Source organism: Kitasatospora sp. NPDC089797 (assembly GCF_040684795.1).
Lineage (GTDB): Bacteria > Actinomycetota > Actinomycetes > Streptomycetales > Streptomycetaceae > Kitasatospora.
Genome location: NZ_JBFBGS010000002.1, coordinates 194296 through 214922, shown reverse-complemented (window position 1 = coordinate 214922; position 20627 = coordinate 194296). Strand labels below are relative to the sequence as shown.

General features: G+C 74.1%; 17 protein-coding genes. 3 read left to right on the top strand and 14 right to left on the bottom strand.

From position 1 onward, the window contains the following. Positions 1-221: 221 nt before the first annotated feature. Positions 222-1940 carry a hypothetical protein gene (locus tag AB0O91_RS02615; protein ID WP_363427274.1) on the top strand — a complete coding sequence of 573 codons (1719 nt, stop codon included), beginning with the start codon at positions 222-224 and terminating at the stop codon, positions 1938-1940. 5 nt (positions 1941-1945) lie between these two features. Here AB0O91_RS02615 and AB0O91_RS02610 read toward each other — a convergent pair whose 3' ends face one another. The 14 genes from AB0O91_RS02610 to AB0O91_RS02545 all read right to left on the bottom strand — a co-directional run bounded on the left by AB0O91_RS02610 (position 1946) and on the right by AB0O91_RS02545 (position 17806). Then, complete coding sequence (locus AB0O91_RS02610) at positions 1946-3940, bottom strand: AAA family ATPase (RefSeq protein ID WP_363427273.1); 1995 nt, start codon at positions 3938-3940, stop codon at positions 1946-1948. A 71-nt stretch (positions 3941-4011) separates the two neighbouring features. Beyond that, complete coding sequence (locus tag AB0O91_RS02605) at positions 4012-4821, bottom strand: DNA-formamidopyrimidine glycosylase family protein (RefSeq protein ID WP_363427272.1); 810 nt, start codon at positions 4819-4821, stop codon at positions 4012-4014. A gap of 85 nt (positions 4822-4906) precedes the next feature. Beyond that, positions 4907-5770, bottom strand: coding sequence for an AAA family ATPase (locus AB0O91_RS02600; RefSeq protein WP_363427401.1), 864 nt, complete (start codon positions 5768-5770; stop codon positions 4907-4909). 288 nt (positions 5771-6058) lie between these two features. Beyond that, complete coding sequence (gene aroQ, locus AB0O91_RS02595; protein ID WP_363427400.1) at positions 6059-6487, bottom strand: type II 3-dehydroquinate dehydratase; 429 nt, start codon at positions 6485-6487, stop codon at positions 6059-6061. Positions 6488-6495: 8 nt separating this feature from the next. Beyond that, complete coding sequence (aroB, locus tag AB0O91_RS02590; RefSeq protein WP_363427271.1) at positions 6496-7587, bottom strand: 3-dehydroquinate synthase; 1092 nt, start codon at positions 7585-7587, stop codon at positions 6496-6498. Beyond that, positions 7580-8101 (bottom strand): shikimate kinase, encoded by a 522-nt coding sequence (locus AB0O91_RS02585; protein WP_363427270.1) that lies wholly within the window; start codon positions 8099-8101, stop codon positions 7580-7582. The genes aroB and AB0O91_RS02585 overlap by 8 nt, the downstream gene beginning before the upstream one ends. After that, positions 8098-9282, bottom strand: a complete 1185-nt coding sequence (aroC, locus tag AB0O91_RS02580) for a chorismate synthase (RefSeq protein WP_363427269.1) — start codon at positions 9280-9282, stop codon at positions 8098-8100. The genes AB0O91_RS02585 and aroC overlap by 4 nt, the downstream gene beginning before the upstream one ends. Before the next feature lie 165 nt (positions 9283-9447). After that, positions 9448-10278 carry a shikimate dehydrogenase gene (locus tag AB0O91_RS02575; RefSeq protein WP_363427268.1) on the bottom strand — a complete coding sequence of 277 codons (831 nt, stop codon included), beginning with the start codon at positions 10276-10278 and terminating at the stop codon, positions 9448-9450. A gap of 31 nt (positions 10279-10309) precedes the next feature. Next, complete coding sequence (gene mltG, locus AB0O91_RS02570; RefSeq protein ID WP_363427267.1) at positions 10310-12178, bottom strand: endolytic transglycosylase MltG; 1869 nt, start codon at positions 12176-12178, stop codon at positions 10310-10312. Between the two features lie 188 nt (positions 12179-12366). Continuing rightward, positions 12367-13596 carry an endolytic transglycosylase MltG gene (gene mltG / locus AB0O91_RS02565; RefSeq protein WP_363427266.1) on the bottom strand — a complete coding sequence of 410 codons (1230 nt, stop codon included), beginning with the start codon at positions 13594-13596 and terminating at the stop codon, positions 12367-12369. Between the two features lie 170 nt (positions 13597-13766). Then, the gene (gene ruvX / locus AB0O91_RS02560) at positions 13767-14246 is read right to left on the bottom strand and encodes a Holliday junction resolvase RuvX (protein ID WP_363427265.1); all 480 of its coding nucleotides are present in this window, start codon (positions 14244-14246) and stop codon (positions 13767-13769) included. Further along, on the bottom strand, positions 14246-16915 hold the full coding sequence (gene alaS / locus AB0O91_RS02555; protein ID WP_363427264.1) for an alanine--tRNA ligase: 2670 nt from the start codon (positions 16913-16915) through the stop codon (positions 14246-14248). Before alaS ends, ruvX begins: the two co-directional genes overlap by 1 nt. Continuing rightward, complete coding sequence (locus tag AB0O91_RS02550) at positions 16915-17322, bottom strand: DUF6167 family protein (RefSeq protein ID WP_363427263.1); 408 nt, start codon at positions 17320-17322, stop codon at positions 16915-16917. Before AB0O91_RS02550 ends, alaS begins: the two co-directional genes overlap by 1 nt. Positions 17323-17326: 4 nt before the next feature. Continuing rightward, positions 17327-17806, bottom strand: a complete 480-nt coding sequence (locus AB0O91_RS02545; protein WP_363427262.1) for a DUF948 domain-containing protein — start codon at positions 17804-17806, stop codon at positions 17327-17329. 221 nt (positions 17807-18027) lie between these two features. On the opposite strand from AB0O91_RS02545, the gene AB0O91_RS02540 reads away from it, so the two are divergent. Together AB0O91_RS02540 and AB0O91_RS02535 are read left to right on the top strand one after the other, a co-directional pair. After that, entirely contained in the window at positions 18028-20247 is a 2220-nt protein-coding gene (locus AB0O91_RS02540) for a regulator (RefSeq protein ID WP_363427261.1), read from the top strand. A 48-nt stretch (positions 20248-20295) separates the two neighbouring features. Next, on the top strand, positions 20296-20613 hold the full coding sequence (locus AB0O91_RS02535) for a tetratricopeptide repeat protein (protein ID WP_363427260.1): 318 nt from the start codon (positions 20296-20298) through the stop codon (positions 20611-20613). Positions 20614-20627: the final 14 nt, after the last annotated feature.

Genomic DNA, 20627 nt, shown 5'->3' with positions numbered 1-20627 from the left:
CGCCCGCGGCCCCCCCCCCCCCCGCCCCCCCGCCCCCCCGCCCCCCCCCGCCCCGCCGCCCCCCCCCCCCCCCACCACCGCGTCCCTGCCCTCCCGGGCCTCGGCCGGCGAGCGGCTGAGGCCCCGTCACCCGGCGCCACCGGCGCGCGCCCGACGACACTCGGACCGCCCGAGCCCGCCGCAGTGACACCAGGGCGCAACCCGATGAGTACGATCACGATGTGCCGTCCCACCCCCACGTCTGGCCCGCCGACCGCTGGAACACCCGTCCGGTCAAGGCCCGCGTGCTGGCGGTCGCCCGCACCCTCACCTCGGCGACCCGGGTCCTGGACGTCCTCACCCTGCTCGCCCCGGACGGCATCGAGCGCTACTTCACCGTCAACCCCGGCTCCGCCTTCGCCGACCGTGCCCTGGACGAGTACCTCCACGGCCTGCCCGGCTACACCGTGCTGGACTGGGAGGAGGCCGTCCGGCGCCGCTTCGACCTGGCCGTCTCCTGCGCCGTCCACGCCTCCATGCACCGCCTGGACGCCCGTCTGGTCGTCCTGCCGCACGGCGCCGGCTACAACCGCCTGGTCACCGAGTCCACCGGTGACACGGTCACCGCCGCCGGCCTCTCCCGCAACGAACTCACCCACCACGGACGGGTGTTCGTCGACGTCCTCGGCCTCTCCCACCCCGAACAGCTGGACCGGCTGCGCGCCTCCTGCCCCGAGGCGCTGGACGTCGCCCGGGTCGTCGGCGACCCCTGCTTCGACCGCATCCTGCGCAGCGAACGCTCCCGCGACGGCTACCGCGCCGCACTCGGCGCCGTCCGCCGCCAGCTCGTCGTCGTCGACTCCACCTGGAGCGCGCACTCGTTGTTCGGCCGCCACCCCGACCTGCCCCGGCGGCTGGTCCGTCAACTGCCCGCCGACGAGTACGCGGTGGCCGTCGTGCTGCACCCCAACATCTGGAGCCGGCACGACCCGGCGGGCCTGCTCGACGACGCCCGGCGGATGGGCCTGCGCCTGATCCCGCCCCACCAGGGCTGGCAGGCCGCGCTCGTCGCCGCCGACTTCATGATCGGCGACCACGGCTCGGTCTCCTTCTACGGCGCCGCCCTGGGACGCCGCACGGCGGTCGTCACCACCGGCGCCGCCGAACTCGACCCGCGCTCCCCCAGCTACGCCTTCGGCCAGGCCGCCCCGGTGCTCGACCCCGACGGCGACCTCGCCGCCCAGGTCGAACGCGCCCTCGCCCAGGCCCCGGAGGCCCCGGACGCCCCGAACCGGCTCGCCGCCATCACCGACCGCTCGCTCGCCCACCGCGGCCGATCCGCCCAGGTGCTGCGCCCGCTGCTGTACTCCTTCCTCGACGGCCTCGACGAGCCCGCCGGCGAACCCCTCCTGGCGCCCTACCCCAGGCCCGTGCCCCACCCCGGCGGCAACGGCGGCAACAGTGGCGACGGCGGGAGCAGCGACGGCCCGACCGCGTACGACGTCGAGGGCAAGAGCGAGGGCACCGAGGTCAGCCTGCGGCGCTACCCCTTCCACCCCGCCGACCACACCCCGCGCGGCTTCCACGCGCTCACCGACGACCACCCCGGCGACGCCCTCCGCTACACCGCCGAAGTCCTCGCCCGCACCGAGGCCCACGCCGAACGCCCCGCCCTCGGCTGGCTCGCCGACACCGCCCGCGAACTGCCCGGCCTCGCCGTCGCGGTGGCCGCCCTCGGCCCGGCCCGCCACGTGCTCCGGCTGCGCACCGGCCGGCTCCTGGAGGCCCGCGCCGAACCGGCCTTCGGCGACCCCGACGCCGTCCTCGACCCGCTGCTGCTCGGCTCCGCCGTCGCCTGCTGGCTCGCCGACGGCGGCGACCCGGCCGGCCTGCCCGACCACGGCCTCACCGTCCGCACCGGCCGGCACCGCACCCGGGTGTCCTTCAGCCCCGGGCCCTAGAAGGCTCAGCCGGCCAGTTCCCGCAGCCGCGCCCGGCTGCGCTCGGCCAGCTCCGGGTCGTCCGACTCCTCGGCCAGCGCGACCAGCAGGGTGTGCGCCTGGGCCTCCTTGGCGTACTGGCTGCGCCCCTTCGCCTGCCGGGCGCAGTCCTCGGCGTCCGCGACGGCGAGGTCGAGCCGCCCCAGCGCCCGGTGGGCCCGGGCCCGGACCAGCGGCAGCTTCATCAGCATGTCGCGGTCGTCGGTCGCCGCCGCCAGGGCGACCGCCCCGGCCAGGACGGTCAGTGCCTCGTCCGGGCGGCCGTCGGCGATCAACGCCTGCGCCAGGTTGTAGCTCTGCACGATCACGCCGTGGTCGTCACCCGCGTTGGCCTCGCGGGCCAGGGTGAACTTCCCGACGGCGTCCCCCGGCCGCCCGTCGGCCAGGCACAGCAGGCCGTCCGTCTCGTACAGCACCCCCACCACCCGCCGGTCGGCCACCAGTGGCAGCTGCTCCGCCGCCAGCGCCAACTGCTCCGCGGCGAGCCGGTGGTCCTGCCGCTCGTAGTGGGCACGGGCCAACTGGTTGTGCATCCGGACCACCGCGTCCGGATTGCCGGCCCACCGGGCCGACTCGACGCCGATCTCATGGACGGCGATCCAGTCCTCGTAGAGCTTCCGGCCGTGGTACAGCGGCCACAGCGACTCGCAGAGGCGCCACACCTCGTCGTGCCACTGCCGCTCGGCCGCCGCCTCCACCACCGCCCGGAAGTCGGCCCGTTCCGCGTGCAGCCACTCCAGCGCGACGGCACCGGACGGGAATCCGGGCAGCTCGTCGCCGGTCGGGTCCTGCAGCCGCAGCCGCGGTCCCATCGCCCGGTCCGCCACCGACGCCCGGCCCCGGTAGTAGGCCACCACCCGGGCCAGGAGGTCGGTCCGGTCGGGCAGTTCACGGGCGCAGGCGTAGGCGTGGGTGCGCACCACCTCGTGGGCCTGGAAGCGCTCGTCCGTCCCCTGGTCGACGACCACGTCCAGGAGGTGGACGGCGCAGAGCTCGTCCAGGGCGTCCTCGGCCCCTTCGACGCCCACCGCGTCCGCCAGTGCGGCCGACACGAACGGGCCCGGGTGCACCCCGACCAGGTGGTAGAGCGCCCGCCCCTGCGGCGAGAGCCGCTCGTACACCGGGTCGTAGGTCCCCCGGAGGTTCCCCTCCTCGTTGTCGAGCACGGCCAACCCGCCCTCCCGGCTGGACAGTTCGGCGATCACCTGGCCCACCGAGAGCCGACCCCGGCGCAACAGCTGACTGCCGACCGCGTTCAGCGCGATCGGCAGCCCCGCACACCGCTCCACCAGCGCCGCGACCTCGTCGTCGGTGCCCCGCCCGGCGCTCAGCCACCCCCGCACCAGAGCGGCGGCGGCCGGCGCGCTCAGGCGGTCCAGCTGCCGCACCTCCGCGCCGTCCATCCGCAGCGCGTCCAGCCGCCGTCGGCCCGCCGCCACCAGCAGCCCGCTCGACGGGAGCAGCGCCCGGACCTCCGCGGCGTGCTCGACGTTGTCGAGGAACACCAGGCACCGCTGCTCGGCGGTCACCGTCCGGAACTCCCCGAAGCGCTCCGCCTCCACGTCCGGCGGCCGGACCCCGAGGGCGCGGAGGAACCCCTCCAGCACCCCGGCGAGGTCCACCGCGGAGCGGTGCCGGTAGGCCTTGAGGTCCGCGTACAGCACACCGCCCGGGAAGTGCTCCGCCTGCTCCCGGGCGAACTTGGCCACCAGCTCGGTCTTGCCGACGCCGCCCAGGCCGGTGAACGCCACGATCGCCGGACCGCCCCGCTCGGCCCGGCCCAACGCCGCGGTGAGCGCGGCGATCTCGCGCTCCCGGTTGACGAAGCTCTCGCGCGGCGGCCGGACCTGGTACGGGGTCCGGTGCTTCGGCGGCAGCTGGACCGTGACGTTCCGCCCCTGGACCAGGCTCCCGTGCACCGTCGTGCCCGTCACGCTGTTGGACACCTCGTAGCCGTCCACCCGTCCGCTCCCTCCGACCGGCCCGGGCCCCAGCCTACGGCGTCCGGCGGCCACCGGGGGCGGCATCCGTCTCAGGCCGCCTGGCAGGTCGGGCACCAGAACAGGTTGCGGGCCGCGTGCTCCTCCGTGCGGACCTCCGTGCCGCAGACCAGGCAGGGCATGGCGGCGCGGCGGTAGACGTACACCTCGCCGCCGTGGTCGTCCACCCGGGGCGGGCGGCCCATCGCCTCGGGGGTGTGCTCGGGGCGGACGGTGTCGATCCGGCCGGCGGCGACGCCCTCGTTCATCAGGGCGACGAGGTCCGCCCAGATCGCGTCCCACTCGCGGCGGGTGAGGTCGCGGCCGGCCCGGTGCGGGTCGACGTGGTGGCGGAAGAGCACCTCGGCCCGGTAGACGTTGCCGACCCCGGCCAGCACCTTCTGGTCCATCAGCAGCGCGGCGACGGTCGTCCGGCTGCCCGATATCCGGCGCCAGGCGGCCTCCGGGTCGGCGTCGGCGCGCAGCGGGTCGGGGCCGAGCCGGGCGGCGACGGCGGCCTTCTCCGCATCGCCGACCAGCGCGCAGGTGTTGGGACCGCGCAGGTCGGCGTAGCCCTCGTCGTTGGCCAGCCGCAGCCGGACCAGACCGACGGGCTCGGGCGCCGGGCCGGTGCCGAAGGTGAAGCCGCCGTAGAGGCCGAGGTGGACGTGCACCCAGGCGCCCTCCTCGAAACCGAGGAAGAGGTGCTTGCCCAGGGCCTCGGCGCCGGTGAGCAGCTGCCCGTCGATGGTCTTGGCCTCGTCGGCGAACCGGCCCTGCGGGCTGGACACCTGCACCGGGCGGCCGCCGAAGGCCGCGCGGTTCTGACCGGCCAGGCGGTGGATGATGTGGCCTTCCGGCACGGGCGTCAGCTCCCCGGGTGGTTCTGGTGGGTCCGGCGGGACCGCTCCATCATCGCAGCCGCCGCCGACAGGCCGGTCCGGCGGTTCAGCGGACCGGCATGCCCGTCAGCCGGGCCAGGATGACCCGGTCCAGCTCGGCGGCCGTCCCGGCCACGTCCAGGGAGGAGTTGTCGATGATCGGCAGGCCGGAGTTGTACCAGCCCGCCATCCGCCCGTGGATCCGGGCCACCTCCTCGTCACCGAGCCGCCGGTTCCCGCCGCGGCGGGCGTTGCGGTGCAGCACCGAGTCCAGGCTGGGCAGCAGCACCACCGGGATCATGCCGGGGCCGATGTGCCGCTTCCAACCGCCGAGGCCGATCGCCGGCCGGTCCGGGAAGACGGCATCGTCGATGATGCAGGAGATGCCGTTGGCCAGGTAGTTGCGGCAGGCGAAGCCGCAGGTGCGGCGGGCCAGCCGGTACTGGGCCTCGGAGGCGTTGTTCCAGCCGGACTGCGGGTTGGCGAAGCCCGACTGCACCCACTCCCGGACGTCGTCCAGGCTGATGTGCGCGGTCGGGGTGCCCCGGCGTTCGGCCCAGTGGCGGGCGACGGTGGTCTTGCCCGCCCCGGCGGGGCCGATCAGCAGCACGGCGATCGGACCGGCGGGCGCGTGCCGCTGCGACGGGTGGGCGGGGAGCTGGACGGGCGTGCCGGCGGGCAGCACGAAGTGTCCGGTGCCCCCGGCGGGAACGGGCGCGCCGGGCGCGGGCGCCTGCGCGACGACGGGGGCCGGCCCCGGGGCCGGGGCACGGACCGGAGCCGGTGCGGCGAGCGGCGCCCGGTGCGGGGCCGGAGCGGACTGCGGCGCCGGCACGGGCGGCGCGGACGGGACCGGCGGAGCCGGCGGGGAGGGCGGCGGCGGAACCGGCGCCCCCGACGGAGACACCCCCGCACCGCCCACCGGCGGCACCGGCGGAGCGACGGGACGCGGCGGGACCTGCCCACCTCCGTCGTACTGCGTCACGACACCTCCCGACACCTCTCAGCGGGGACACTACACGGCGGCCCGGCAGCGGGCACAGTCCGCCAGCGGGCCGCCGACCCCGCACACCCGGGCCGGCCACGGCCGCTCCCGGCACGCACCGACCCACCGTCAGCCCCGGTCGTCCCCGGCCGACTCCGGCCGGCCGGAACGGGCGACCCGCGACCCGCCGGATCGGGGCCCGCCCGCCGCAGCGCGCGACGAGCGGCCCCGCCCTCAGCGCGTGACGAGCTGCTCCGCCAGCGCCCGCAGCGCCAGCTCGTACGACCCGATCCCGAACCCCGCGACGGTGCCGGAGGCCACCGCCGCGATCACCGAGGTGTGCCGGAAGGTCTCCCGGGCGTACGGGTTGGAGATGTGCACCTCGATCAGCGGCGCGGTGCGCTGCGCCGCGGCGTCCCGCATCGCGTACGAGTAGTGGGTGAACGCGCCCGGGTTGATCACCACGGGCACCTGCCCGTCGGCCGCCTCGTGCAGCCACTCCACCATCTGCTGCTCGGAGTTGGTCTCGTGCACCTCGACCTCGAAGCCGAACTCCCGGCCCAGCGCGGTGCAGCGCTCGACCAGCCCGGCGTACGAGGTGGCGCCGTAGACGTCCGGCTCACGGCTGCCCAGCCGGCCGAGGTTGGGGCCGTTGAGCACCATCACCCGGGTCACGCCGAGACCTCCGCGTACGCGGCGACCAGCAGGGACGGGTCGGGGCCCTCCAGCACGGAGGTCTTGCCGAGGCCGTCCAGGACGATGAAGCGGATCAGGTCGCCGCGCGACTTCTTGTCGATCTTCATCGCGTCCAGCAGCTTCGGCCAGGCGTCCGCCCGGTAGCTCAGCGGCAGGCCGACCGAGGCCAGCACGGTGCGGTGCCGGTCGGCCGTCTCGTCGTCCAACCGCCCTGCCAGACGGCCGAGTTCGGCGGCGAACACCATGCCGATGGAGATCGCCGCGCCGTGCCGCCACTTGTAGCGCTCGTTGCGCTCGATGGCGTGGCCCAGGGTGTGGCCGTAGTTGAGGATCTCCCGGCGGCCGGACTCCTTGAGGTCCCCGGAGACCACGTCGGCCTTGACCTGGATGGCCCGCCGGATCAGCTCGACGGTGTGCGGGCCGGCCGGGGTCCTGGCGCCCTCCGGGTCGGCCTCGATCAGGTCGAGGATGGCCGGGTCGGCGATGAAGCCGCACTTGATGACCTCGGCGAGACCGGAGACGTAGTCGTGCGTGGGCACGGTCTCCAGGGTGCCGAGGTCGGCCAGCACGCCCACCGGCGGGTGGAAGGCGCCGACCATGTTCTTGCCCTCGGCGATGTTGATGCCGGTCTTGCCGCCCACCGCCGCGTCGACCATGCCGAGCAGCGTGGTGGGCATGGAGATCCAGCGCACCCCGCGCAGCCAGGTGGCCGCGACGAAGCCGGCCAGGTCGGTGGTGGCGCCGCCGCCGAGACCGACGACGACGTCGCTGCGGGTGAACCCGGTCTGCCCGAGCACCGACCAGCAGTACGCGGCGACCTCGGCGCTCTTCGCCTCCTCGGCGTTCGGCACCTGCAGCCCGATCGCCTCGTAGCCCTCGGCGGCCAGGTCCTCGCGGATGGCGTCGGCGGTGGCGGCCAGTGCCTCCGGGTGGATGATCGCGACCCGCTTGGCCCGGGTCCCGATCAGCGGCGCCAGCTCACCGAGCAGCTGGTGCCCGATCAGCACGTCGTACGGGTCGTGGCCGGCGCTGCCGCCGACGTGGATCCTGACGGTGGTGTCAGTCATGGGGGGTCTTCAACTCCAGTGCTTCCAGTACGGCGTCCGCGACCTGCTCGGGGGTGCGGTCGGCGGTGTCGACGACGGCGGTGGCCACCTCCAGGTAGAGGGGGCGGCGGGCCTCCATCAGCTCGCGCCAGCGGGCCCGCGGGTTGACGGCCAGCAGCGGGCGCGGGGCGTCCAGGCCGACCCGCTTGACGGCGTCGCCCAGCGGGACCTCCAGGAAGACCACCGGCAGCTCGCGCAGCAGCGTACGGGTGGCCTCGGCCATCACCGCGCCGCCGCCGAGCGCCAGGACTCCGCCGTGCCCCTCGGCGGCCGCGCGCACGGCGCGGACCTCCAGCTCGCGGAAGTGCGGCTCGCCCTCGTCGATGAAGATCTCCGGGATGGGCTTGCCGGCCAGCGCCTCGATGTCGGCGTCGGTGTCCCGGAAGCCGACGCCCAGGCGCTCGGCCAGGGCCCGCCCGACGGTGGACTTGCCACTGCCGGGCGGGCCGACCAGCACGACGACCGGAACGGTCATCGGATGATCAGGTTGTCGAGGTAGCCCTGCACGTTACGACGCGTCTCCGCGACGTTGTCGCCGCCGAACTTCTCGTTGACCGCGTCGGCCAGCACCAGCGCGACCATCGCCTCGGCCACGATGCCGGCGGCCGGCACCGCGCAGACGTCCGAGCGCTGGTGGTGCGCCTTGGCCGGCTCACCGGTGCGCACGTCCAGGGTCTGCAGCGCCCGCGGCACGGTGGCGATCGGCTTCATCGCGGCGCGCACCCGCAGCACGTCGCCGGTGGACAGGCCGCCCTCGGTGCCGCCGGAGCGGCCGGAGGTGCGCTTGACGCCCTCGGGGGTCGGGACGATCTCGTCGTGCGCCTTCGAGCCCGGCACCCGGGCCAGCTCGAAGCCGTCGCCGACCTCGACGCCCTTGATCGCCTGGATGCCCATCAGCGCGGCGGCCAGCCGGGCGTCCAGGCGGCGGTCCCAGTGCACGTGCGAGCCGAGGCCGACCGGCACGCCGTACGCCAGCACCTCGACCACGCCGCCGAGGGTGTCGCCGTCCTTGTGGGCCTGGTCGATCTCGGCGACCATCGCCTTCGACGCGTCCGCGTCCAGGCAGCGCACCGGGTCGGCGTCCAGCCGGGCCTCGTCCGAGGGCAGCGGCACCACGCCGGCCGGCGCCTTGGCGGCGGCCAGCTCGACGACGTGGCTGACGATCTCGATCCCGGCCACCTCGCGCAGGTACGCCCGGGCGACCGCACCCAGCGCGACCCGGGCCGCCGTCTCCCGGGCGCTGGCGCGCTCCAGGATCGGCCGGGCCTCGTCGATCGAGTACTTCTGCATGCCGGCCAGGTCGGCGTGGCCGGGCCGGGGGCGGGTCAGCGCCTCGTTGCGGGCCAGACCGGCCAGCACCTCGGGGTCGACCGGGTCGGCCGACATGACCTGCTCCCACTTCGGCCACTCGGTGTTACCGACCATGATCGCCACCGGGCTGCCCATGGTCAGGCCGTGCCGGACGCCGCCGAGGAAGGTCACCTCGTCCTGCTCGAACTTCATCCGCGCCCCGCGGCCGTAACCGAGCCGACGGCGCGCCAGCGCGTCGGCCACCACCGCGGTGGTGACCGGTACACCGGCGGGCAGGCCCTCCAGCGTCGCGACGAGTGCGGGGCCGTGCGACTCCCCCGCCGTCAGCCAGCGCAACGTACCCAACGGAGCTCCTTCATCAGCGGGCCGGCCCACGGCACCGCCGCGGCCCGCCCGAGCGTGCCTTCCCCCCGAATCCTTTCATGACCCGGAGGCACCCGGTGGCCGAGTCCGCGTGACGGACGGCAACCGGTCGGTCGGTGAAACGCCCAGGCCGGGGGACGGACGGGCTCAGTGCCCGGCCAGCGCCCGCTCCCCCGCCGCGCGCATCGCCGCCAGCGGCCCGGGCGTGTGCCCGGTGAAGGCCTCGCTCTGCAGCACCGCCTGGTGCACCAGCAGGTCCAGACCGCCCAGCACGGTCGAACCGCGCTCGGCGCAGGCGGCGGCCAGCGCCGTCGGCCACGGGTGGTACAGCACGTCGAACAGCGCGCCCGGGGCCGCGGGCAGCGCGCCGGCGAAGGCGTCCGTCGCCCCGACCGGCGTGGTCGAGACGGTCAGCGGCCGCTCCAGCGCCTCGGCACCCCGCTCCCAGTCGGCCGTCCGCACCGCGACGCCGAGCCGCTCGCCCAGCTCGGCCATCTCCCGGGCCCGCTCGACGCTGCGCACGTAGACCGTCACCTCGCCGGTGCAGACCTGGGCGAGCGCGGCCAGCGCCGAGGAGGCGGTGGCCCCCGCGCCCAGCACGGCGGCGGCCGGCACCTCGGTGATGCCGCGCTCGCGCAGCGCGTTGACCAGCCCGGAGACGTCGGTGTTGTCCCCGGTGCGGCGGCCGTCGGCGGTGAACACCACGGTGTTCACCGCCTCCACCGAGCGGGCCGTCGGGCTGACCTCGTCCAGCAGCGGGATGATCGCCCGCTTGAGCGGCATGGTCAGCGACAGCCCCGCCCACTCGGCCTCGTCCAGCCCGGCGAGGAAGCCGGGCAGGCCGGCCTCGTCGACCTCGAAGCGGTCGTAGCGCCAGCCGTCCAGCCCGAGCGCCGCGAAGGCGGCCCGGTGCAGGTCCGGCGAGAGCGAGTGGGCGATCGGCGAGCCGAGGACGGCCGCCCGGTGCTTGCTGGTCAACGCTGCCTCTCCGTAAGCGGGTTGCCCGGTGCTACTTGGTGGTGCAGTGGCCGCGGGCCTCGTCGAAGCCCTGCCCGGCGTTGGTGCAGTACTGCTTGACGTTGGCGTAGTGCTCCCTGCTCGTCTCGGCGAACAGGGTCTGCGTCGGGGACATCGCGATGAAGTACAGCCACTTGCCGTCCGCCGGGTGCAGCACCGCGTTGATCGCCTCGTCCCCCGGGTTGGAGATCGGGCCGGGCGGCAGGCCGGGGTTCAGGTAGGTGTTGTACTTGTTGGACGCGTCGTCCATGTCCTTCTTGGTGAGGTCCTTGCGGCCCAGCGAGTACTGCAGCGTGGTGTCCATGCCGAGGCGGTGGTGCGTCTCGGGCTCGTTGGCCAGGCGGTTCTGGATGGTCTTCGCCATCTTGGCGAAGTCCTCCGGGTTGTTGCCCTCGCGCTGCAGGATGCTCGCCTCGATCAGCACCTCGTAGCCGTTCTTCAGCCCGACCGAGGCGGCCTGGCCGTCCAGGTTCGCGTACTTGTCGGTGGCGTTCTTCACCATCGCCTTGAGCAGGTCCTCGGGCTTCATGCCGTCGGCGATGTTGTAGCGGGTCGGCCAGAGGAAGCCCTCGATGTTGCCGTTCGCGTACGCCGGCAGGCCGAGGTTGTTGACCTGGTCCTTGGCGACGCCCGCCGTGGTGCCCTTCTGGAGCTTCAGCTTGGTGTCGATCATGGTGTAGATCTCGGAGGAGTTCTTGCCCTCCGGGAACACGATCGCCGCGCCGCCCGCCTGGTCCAGGAGTTCCTTGACCGCGGCCGCCGCCGACATCTCCTTCTTCAGGGTGTAGAAGCCGTACTGGATGCTGGTGCACTTGGGCTCGGCGTCGCAGGCCTTGGTGAAGGCGTCGACGCTCTTGACCACCCCGGCCGCCTTGAGCACGGCGCCGATCTGCCCGCCGACCGCGCCCTGCTTGACCTCGATCTGGACGGAGCCGGTGCCCTCGCCGGAGAAGTCCGGCGGCGGTCCGAAGTGGCTCTGGTAGAAGCCGTAGCCCCACCAGCCCGCGCCGCCGAGCAGCCCGAGCAGCACCAGCGCGACCACCAGGCAGGCACCGCCGTTGCGGCGGCCGGCCTTCTTGCCGCTCTCCTTGCGCTTCTTCTTCGCCTCGCGGGAGTCGTCCTGCCGGCCGAGGAAGCCGGCCTCCTCCGCCTCGGCGTGCTCGTCGAGGTAGCCGTCCTCGCCGTGCGGCCCGTCCTCGTGGAGGCCGTCGTGCTGACCGTCCCACTCCTCGGCCGCGGGCTCGTGCACCCCGCCGACCGGGTCCGCGCCGGACTCCAGCGCGGCGGCCTCGGCCTCCCAGTCGATCCCGTCCGGGCCGGGCCCGGCGGGTGCGGGCGCCTGGGCCTGCGGGGCGGGCTGCTGCCGGACGGCCTGCTGCGGCGGCACCCCCTGCTGCATCGGCATCTGCTGCTGGGGCATCTGCTGCTGCGGATACCCCTGTTGGGGCATGCCCTGCTGCTGCATCGGCATCTGCTGCTGGGGGTAGCCCTGCTGGGTCATACCCTGCTGCGGGTACCCCTGGTCGAATCCTTGCTGCGGCATGCCCTGCTGCTGCATCGGCACTTGCTGCTGGGGGTAGCCCTGCTGCCCCATCTGCTGCGGCACGCCCTGCTGCTGGTACCCCTCCGGGTATCCCTGCTGCATGCCCTGCACACCCTGCACGCCCTGCTGCATCTGCGGCTGCGCGTACCCCTGCTGCACGTCCCCGTAGGACTGCTGACCCTGCTGGCCCTGCTGGGGGTACTGCTGCTGCCACTGGCCGTCCTGCTGGCCGGGGACCGGCTGCTGGCCGCCGTACCCGGGATCACCGGGGTGCCACGGCTCGCCCTGGGGGCCGTAGCCCCGACCCAGATCGGTCATTGATCCCCTTAACCGACGGTGACGACCGGAGGATCGGACCGGCCGTCCGGGACGACGCGGTCCCGGCTGATTCTCGAACCGGCGTGCTAGCGCAGCGCCTGGAGGGAGACGTTACCGTACCGCAGCCGTACCCCCGCTCGGGCGAACACACGGTCAGTGGGCGACCTCACGCTCAGCGCACGGAGCCGTCACGGGGCCGTCCCGGGCGGGGCCGAGGGGGCGGCCGGGGCCGAGCCGGAGGCCGACGCGCTCGGGGTGGCGGCCCGGGCGGCGTTGAAGTCCGCCACGTTGCGCTGCTGCACGTCGAAGCTGTCGGTGAAGCGGGTGTCGCCGGGCTTCACGGTCACGAAGTAGATCCAGTCGCCCGGCGTCGGGTCCAGCGCGGCCATGATCGCCTGCCGTCCGGGGTTGGAGATCGGGGACGGCGGCAGCCCCGGGTGCACATAGGTGTTGTACGGGGAGTCCAGCTTGGTGTCGGTGACGGTGGTGTTCAGGGTCGACCGGCCGAGCGCGTAGTTGATGGTGGAGTCCAGCTGCAGCGGCATGCCCTTGGCCAGCCGGTTGTAGATGACCCGCGCCACCTTGCCCATGTCCTCGGTGTTGTCCGCCTCGCCCTGGACCATGCTGGCCACGGTGACCAGCCCGTACAGGCTCTGCCCGAGGTTCTGCGCGACGACGTTGGCGTCGTCCCGGCTGAACTCCTTCCCCGCCCGCTCGACCATCTGCTTCAGCAGGTCGAGCGCGGTGGTGCCGTCGGTGACGGCGTACCGCGCGGGGAAGAGGTAGCCCTCCGGGCTGCCGTTGGCGAAGTCCGGCAGCCCGAGGTCGGCGATCTGGTCCTGGGCGGTCTTCTGGGCGGTACCGGCCGGGAGGTTCAGCTTCTTGTCGATCGCGGCGTAGATCTGGTAGCCGCGCCACCCCTCGGGGATGGTCAGGCCGTTGGCGTTGGCCGGGTCGATCAGGACGGCCAGCGCGGCGGCGGCCGACATCTTCTGCTTGAGCGTGTACGTCCCGGGCTGGATCCGCCCGGCGGCCGCCGCGCTGCCCTTCGCCGCCCGGGTGAAGGCGAGCGAGCTGGCCACCACACCGTTGCGGACCAGCGCGGAGGCGATCTGGGACAGGCCCGCGCCCTCCGGCACCGAGACCTGGACGCTGCCGTCGCCCTGTCCCTTGTAGTCGGCGGCCGCCGGGGGTTTGCGCTGCTGCTGGAACCAGGTGTAGCCGGTGAGCCCGATCCCGCCGAAGACCGCGACCAGCGAGAGCGCGGTGAGCGCGCAGGCCAGTCCGTTACGCCGTCGGTGCGGATCCGGTGCATCGGAGCGCGGCCGGGGCGCACCCGGAGGGCGTCCCTCCGGCTCCAGTACCGGCGCACCCAGGTGCCCCGGCGTGAGCCCCGGGTGGAAGTCCTGGTCGGTCATGGCGCGCGGCCCCCTCGGCGGTCCCGGATCGCTGCGGATGGTCCCGGGCCGAACCGAAGCGGTCCGGAGCATTCCGGGACCGGTCCGGAACGGACACGGGAACGAACGAGAAAGGGGTCCGTGCGGACGCGTCCGCACGGACCCCTTTTCGGGACGTTAGATCAGGCCGGTCAGCCGACCGCCTCGACGCTCTCACCGGGCGGGCGTCCGCTCACCCGTTCGGTCTCAAGGGCGGTCTGCAGGATCACCACCGCGGCGGCCTGGTCGACCACCGAGCGGCCCTTCTTCGCCTTGACGCCCGAGGCGCGCAGCCCGTGGGTCGCGGTGACGGTCGTCATCCGCTCGTCCACCAGCCGCACCGGCACCGGGTAGAGCCGGTTGGCCAGCCGCAGGGCGTAGGCCCGGACCTTCTCCGCCGCCGGGCCCTCCTTGCCGCTGAGCGAGCGCGGCAGCCCGACGACCACCTCGATCGCGTCGTACTCCTCGACGATCGCGGCGAGCCTGGCCTGCGACTTCACCCCGGCCGGCACCGTCTCCACCGGCGTGGCGAGCACCCCGTCGGGGTCGCAGGACGCGACCCCGATCCGGGCGTCACCGACGTCGACGGCGATCCGCCGTCCACGCCTGAAGGGCCTCTCCTCCTGCTCCATCAGCTGGCGCGCTCCGCGACCAGGCCGCGCACCGCGGCGATCGCCTCGCCGACCGCGGCCGGGTTGGAGCCGCCGCCCTGGGCGACGTCGTCCTTGCCGCCACCGCCGCCGCCGAGGGTCTTGGCCGCGGTGCGGACCAGCTCGCCGGCCTTGATGCCGCGGCCGCGGGCGTCCTCGTTGGTGGCGATCACGGTCAGCGGGCGGTCGTTCGCCACGGTGAACGCGGCGACCACGGCCGGGCGGGCGCCGAGGCGGCCGCGCACGTCCAGGACCAGCTTGCGCAGCTCGTCCGCGCCCACGCCGTCGGCGACCTGCGCGGCGACCACGGCGATGCCGTGCACGTCCTCGGCCGAGTCGGCCAGGCCCGCCGCGGCGGCCAGCACCTTCTCCGCGCGGAAGCGCTCGATCTCCTTCTCGGCGTCCTTCAGCTTGGTGAGCATGCCCGAGATCTTCTCCGGCAGCTCCTCCGGGCGGCCCTTGACCAGCTCGGTCAGCTGGGCCACCACGGTGTGCTCGCGCGCCAGGAACTTGTACGCGTCGACGCCGACCAGCGCCTCGACGCGACGCACGCCGGAGCCGATCGAGGACTCGCCGAGCAGCTTCACCAGGCCCAGCTGGGCGGTGTTGCCGACGTGGGTGCCGCCGCACAGCTCCTTGGAGAAGTCGCCGATCGAGACGACCCGGACCTCGTCGCCGTACTTCTCGCCGAACATCGCGATGGCGCCGGCCTTGCGGGCCTGGTCCATCGTCATGACCTCGGCGGTGACCTCCAGCTCGCGGCCCAGCACGTCGTTGATCTTCTGCTCGACGTCGACCAGCACGCTGCCCGGAACGGCGGCGGGCGAGCCGAAGTCGAAGCGGAAGCGGCCCGGGGCGTTCTCCGAACCGGCCTGGGCGGCCGTCGGGCCGAGCGCGTCGCGCAGCGCCTGGTGGGTCAGGTGGGTGGCCGAGTGGGCGCGGGCGATCGCCCGGCGACGGTCGATGTCGATCGTGGCGTAGGCCGAGGAGCCGAGCACGACCTCGCCGAACAGCACGCCGCCGGAGTGCACGATGACGCCCGGGACGGGCTGCTGCACGTCGCGGATCTCCACCACCGCGCCGGACTCCAGCCGGATCCGGCCGTGGTCGGCGAGCTGGCCGCCGCCCTCGGCGTAGAACGGGGTGCGGTCGAGGATCAGTTCGACCTCGTCGCCCTCGGAGGCGGCCGGCGCCGGAACGCCGTCCACCAGCAGGCCGACCACGGTGGCCTCGCCCTCGGTCAGGCTGTAGCCGGTGAAGACGCTGGCGCCGGACTTGTCGGCGACCTCGCGGTACGCGGCGACGTCGGCGTGGCCCATCTTCTTCGCCTTGGCGTCCGCCTTGGCGCGGTCCCGCTGCTCCTGCATCAGGCGGCGGAAGCCCGCCTCGTCCACCTGGAGGCCCTGCTCCTCGGCCATCTCCAGGGTGAGGTCGATCGGGAAGCCGTAGGTGTCGTGCAGCTTGAACGCCTGGTCGCCGGAGAGCACCGCGCCACCGGACTGCTTGGTCTCGGTGACCGCCGCGTCCAGCAGGCTGGTGCCGGCCTTCAGGGTCTGCAGGAAGGCCGACTCCTCGGCGACCACGACCGTCTCGATGCGCTTGCGGTCGGACTCCAGCTCCGGGTACTGCGGAGCCATCGCCTTGATCGCGACGTCGGTGAGCTCCTTGGCCACCGGCTCGGTGGCGCCCAGCAGGCGCATGTTGCGGATGGCGCGGCGCAGGATGCGGCGCAGCACGTAGCCGCGGCCCTCGTTGCCGGGGGTGACGCCGTCGCCGACCAGCATCAGCGCGGTGCGGATGTGGTCGGTGACCACGCGCAGCGAGACGTCCGACTTGTGGTCGGCGCCGTAGGTGTGGCCGGTGAGCTCGGCGGCGCGGTCGAGGATCATCCGGCTGGTGTCGATCTCGAAGAGGTTGTCGACGCCCTGGAGGATGGCGGCGAGGCGCTCCAGGCCGAGGCCGGTGTCGATGTTCTTGCTCGGCAGGTCGCCGAGGATCTCGAAGCCGTCCTTGCCGTCGCCGTGGCCGCGCTCGTACTGCATGAAGACCAGGTTCCAGATCTCCAGGTAGCGCTCGCCGTTGACCGCCGGGCCGCCCTCCTCGCCGTACGCGGGGCCGCGGTCGTAGTTGATCTCCGAGCACGGGCCGCACGGGCCGGGCACGCCCATCGACCAGAAGTTGTCCTTCATGCCGAGGCGCTGGATGCGCTCGGCCGGCACGCCGATGACGTCGCGCCAGATCTGCTCGGCCTCGTCGTCGTCCTTGTAGACGGTGATCCAGAGCTTCTCCGGCTCCAGGCCGTAGCCGCCGTCCGCGACGGAGCTGGTGAGCAGCTCCCAGGCGAACTTGATGGCGCCTTCCTTGAAGTAGTCGCCGAAGGAGAAGTTGCCGCACATCTGGAAGAAGGAGCCGTGCCGGGTGGTCTTCCCGACCTCCTCGATGTCCAGGGTGCGCACGCACTTCTGGACGCTGGTGGCGCGCGAGAACTGCGGCTTGACCTCGCCCAGGAAGTAGGGCTTGAACGGCACCATGCCGGCGTTGACGAGCAGCAGGGTGGGGTCGTCGGCGACCAGGGACGCCGACGGAACGACGGTGTGGCCGCGCTCCTCGAAGAAGCGCAGCCAGCGGCGGCGGATCTCAGCCGACTCCATTAGTGGTCCTTCCGGTTCGTTCCGCCCCGCGGCAGGGCTCGGCGGGGCGTTTCTTCAATGGTCTGGGGGGTGGTGCGGGCGGGAGGCAGGGCGGCGGCCGGGCGACCGGGCGCCGCCGAGATAGCTCGGTACTGCGGCTCTCCACGCAGGACACGGCCGGTGCGCCCGGGCTCGGCCACGGCGGTGCCGTGCAGCCCGAGGTCGTCCTTCAGTTGCTCCTCGCGCTCGGCCATGCCGGACCGCACGTCCTGGGCGAACTGCTTGGCCAGGTCGCCCAGGTGCAGCGCACCGCGCGCGGCGGTGCCGGAGAGGCTGTCCGGGGTGAGCCGCTGCACGGCGCCGTTGGCCTTGTTCATGGCCCACACGGCGGCGCCGGCGCCGACCGCCATCCAGAAGATCCGTGCCATGCCGTCAGCCCCTCACCGCGCGCCGGACCCGGGAGAGGAAGCCGTTCCTGGGCGCGGTCGCGGCGCGCACCTCGGCCCGGATCAGCCGGGCCAGCTCCTCGCGCTCGCCGGCCGGCAGCGGCCCGCTCGGCAGCGCGCCCTGCTGCTTGGCGACGGCCTTCCGGACGCCGTAGCTGAAGGCCGCGACCTTCATCAGCGGTCCGCCCAACGTGGCGGCCGCGGTGGAGGAGAGCGCCTTGGCGTTGGCGGCGGCGTCCTGGACGTTGGCGGTGATCTCGTCCACCCGGTCCAGCTGCTCGTTGGCGCTGCGCACCGCGGCGCCCGCGTCGGAGAGCAGCGGGACGGCCTGCTCGGTGACCGCGGAGACCAGGACGGTGGCCTCCTTGAGCACCTTGGAGAGCCGGACCAGCACGACGGCGAGCAGGGTGACCAGGACCGCCCAGAACACGGCGACGAGCAACCCGGCCAGCTCTCCCACGGTCACCTTTGCGTGCTCCCTCACCTTGTCGCTCTACAGACCGAACCCTATCGCGCCGACGCCCGGTTTCCGGACCGGGATCCCGTCGGCGGCCTCGTCCGGGTGTGCGATCGGCGCGCGTAACCTACCGGCCGGTCACCTCGTTCTGCCAGGCGGGCCGTCGCCCGTACGGCCCGACGCACGTCCGGACCGCCGCGGTCCGGGCCAGGAACGACGGGGAGCAGCGCGTGGCCGGCGACTGGAGAGCAGAGCCCGCGGCGTGGCCGCGCGAGCCGGGGCCGGGCCGGCTGCCGGCCGAGGTGACCGGCTTCGTCGGGCGGCGGCGGGAGCTGGCCGAGCTGGCCGGCCTGCTGGCCGGTGCCCGGCTGGTGACGGTGACCGGGCCCGGCGGGGTCGGCAAGAGCCGGCTGGCGCTGCGGGCCGCGGCCCGGGCGGCCGGGGCGTTCCCGGACGGCAGCTGGCTGGTGGACGTGGCCCCCGTGCAGGACCCGCTGCTGCTCGGCCACGCCGTCCTGGAGGCCCTGCGGCTGACCGACGGCACCGCCCGGCCGCCGCTGGACGTGCTGGGCGAGCACCTGGCGGGGCGGCGGCTGCTGCTGGTGCTGGACGGCTGCGAGCACCTGGTGGAGGCCTGCGCCGAGCTCGCCGACGCGCTGCTGCGGGCGCTGCCCGGTCTGCGGGTGCTGGCCACCAGCCGCTCCGCCCTGCGGGCCTCGGGCGAGCACCTGCTGACGCTGGCGCCGCTGCCCGCCGGCCCGCTGCCGCAGCAGCGGGTGGGCCCGGGTCCGCTGCCGGACGCGGTGCGGCTGTTCGCCGACCGGGCCCGGGCGGTGCTGCCGTCCTTCGAGGTGACCGAGGCGAACGCGGAGGCGGTCGGCCTGCTCTGCCGCCGGCTGGACGGCATCCCGTTGGCCGTGGAGCTGGCCGCCGGGCGGCTGCGGGCGCTGTCGGTGGAGCAGATCACCGCCCGGCTGGACGACCGCTTCCGGCTGCTCACCGGCGGCTCCCGGACGGCCCTGCCGAGGCACCAGACGCTGCGCACCACGATCGGGTGGAGCCATGAGCTGTGCACAGTGCAGGAACGTTTACTCTGGGCCCGCCTGTCGGTCTTCGCCGGGTCCTTCGACCTGGAGGCCGCCGAGTACGTCTGCGCCGGCGACGGCATCGAACCCGAGGACGTGCTCGACCTGCTGGACGAGCTGGTGGCCAAGTCCGTGGTGCTGCGCGAGGAGAGCGCCTTCGGCGTCCGGTTCCGGCTGCTGGACACCCTGCGCGAGTACGGCGGCCACTGGCTGCGCGCCGCCGGCGACGAGCAGCGGCTGCTGCGCCGCCACCGGGACTGGTACCTGGGCGTCGCCACCTGGGGCGAGGTCGAGTGGTTCGGCCCCCGGCAGACCGAGACCGCCGAGCGCACCCGGCTCGCCCACACCAATCTGCGCGCCGCGCTGGAGTTCTGCCTGGCCGAGCCGGGCGAGGAGCAGATCGCCCTGCTGCTGGCCGGCACGCTCTGGTTCTACTGGGTCGGCTGCGGGCACCTCGGCGAGGGCCGGCACTGGCTGGACCGGGCGCTCGCCCTGGACCGCGAACCGACCGAGGCCCGGGCCAAGGCCCTCTGGGTGACCGGCTACATGGCCACCCTCCAGGGCGACCTCGAAGCCGCCCGGCCCGCGCTGGAGGAGTGCCGCCGCCAGGCCCTGGACACCGGCGACGACCGGGCGCTCGCCTACGCCGTCCACCGCCAGGGCTGCGCCGCCCTGATCGGCGACGACCCGCAGCGCGCCGCCGAGCTGTTCGAGGAGGCGCTCTGGCACTACCGGACCATCGGCGAACTCAACAGCAACGTGGTGATGGCCATGTTCGAACTGGGCCTCGCCTACCTGTTCCAGGGCGACCAGGACAGCGGCGAGCTCTGGTTCGGCCAGGCCCGCGAGGTCTGCGAGGAGCACGGCGAGCAGTGGGCGTACGCCTACGTGCTGTACGCGATGGCGTACTCGCACTACCTGGACGGCGCGGTCCAACCGGCCCGGGCGCTGGCCCGGGAGTGCGTCCGGCTGAACCACCTCTTCCACGACCTGCTCGGCATCGTGCTGGGGATCGACCTGCTGGCGCTGCTGGAGACCGAGCCGGCCGGCCCCGGCGAGCCCGGCAACCTGTGCGAGGCCAGGGTCCTCCAGGGGGCCGCGCACCGGATCTGGCGCGCGGTCGGCAACCCCTTCCTGGGCTCCCGGTCCTTCTTCGGCCCGCACCAGGAGTGCGCCGAGCGGGCCCTGGCCGGGCTGACCGAGCAGGAGTACGACGACTGCTACCGGGCCGGGGCCCGGCTGGACCTCGACGCGGCGGTCTCCCGGGCGCTCGACGGCGGCGGCCCGCCGGGCGGCCCGGAGCCGGGCCCCGGCCCGTGCTCGGTGCCGCCCGCACCGGCCCCCGCGCCGGTCCGGAATAGCTGAAGCTTGCCGATTGCTTGAGGAGGCAAGGATCCACCCGGAAGGAGCACCATGGCCATCCACGACGAGTACCGCCTCGCGAACTTCTACTTCGAGTCCAAGGCGTACACCGACGCCGCCCGCATGCTGGAGGGCGTGCTGGCCGAGGAGCCGGCCAACCTCTCCGTCCGGCTGCTGCTGGCCCGCAGCTACTTCCACTCCGCCCAGCTCGGCCGCGCCGAGGCCGAACTGCGCCGGATCCTCGACCTGGACCCGGCCGAGGACTACGCCCGGCTGATGCTCGGCCGCACCCTGGAGCGCCGGGGCCGCGCCGAGGAGGCCCGCCCGCACCTGCGGCTGGCCGCCGCGATGTCGGGCGAGCAGCCGTAGCAGCGCGGGAAACG

Excerpts from the sequence above, each read along its gene's own strand:
- aroQ (WP_363427400.1), bottom strand. The coding sequence starts at position 6,487 with ATGGTGCTCAACGGCCCCAACCTCGGCCGGCTGGGCAGCCGTGAGCCG.
- aroB (WP_363427271.1), bottom strand. The coding sequence starts at position 7,587 with ATGACTGACACCACCGTCAGGATCCACGTCGGCGGCAGCGCCGGCCAC.
- AB0O91_RS02585 (WP_363427270.1), bottom strand. The coding sequence starts at position 8,101 with ATGACCGTTCCGGTCGTCGTGCTGGTCGGCCCGCCCGGCAGTGGCAAG.
- mltG (WP_363427267.1), bottom strand. The coding sequence starts at position 12,178 with ATGACCGATCTGGGTCGGGGCTACGGCCCCCAGGGCGAGCCGTGGCAC.
- mltG (WP_363427266.1), bottom strand. The coding sequence starts at position 13,596 with ATGACCGACCAGGACTTCCACCCGGGGCTCACGCCGGGGCACCTGGGT.
- ruvX (WP_363427265.1), bottom strand. The coding sequence starts at position 14,246 with ATGGAGCAGGAGGAGAGGCCCTTCAGGCGTGGACGGCGGATCGCCGTC.
- alaS (WP_363427264.1), bottom strand. The coding sequence starts at position 16,915 with ATGGAGTCGGCTGAGATCCGCCGCCGCTGGCTGCGCTTCTTCGAGGAG.
- AB0O91_RS02550 (WP_363427263.1), bottom strand. The coding sequence starts at position 17,322 with ATGGCACGGATCTTCTGGATGGCGGTCGGCGCCGGCGCCGCCGTGTGG.
- AB0O91_RS02535 (WP_363427260.1), top strand. The coding sequence starts at position 20,296 with ATGGCCATCCACGACGAGTACCGCCTCGCGAACTTCTACTTCGAGTCC.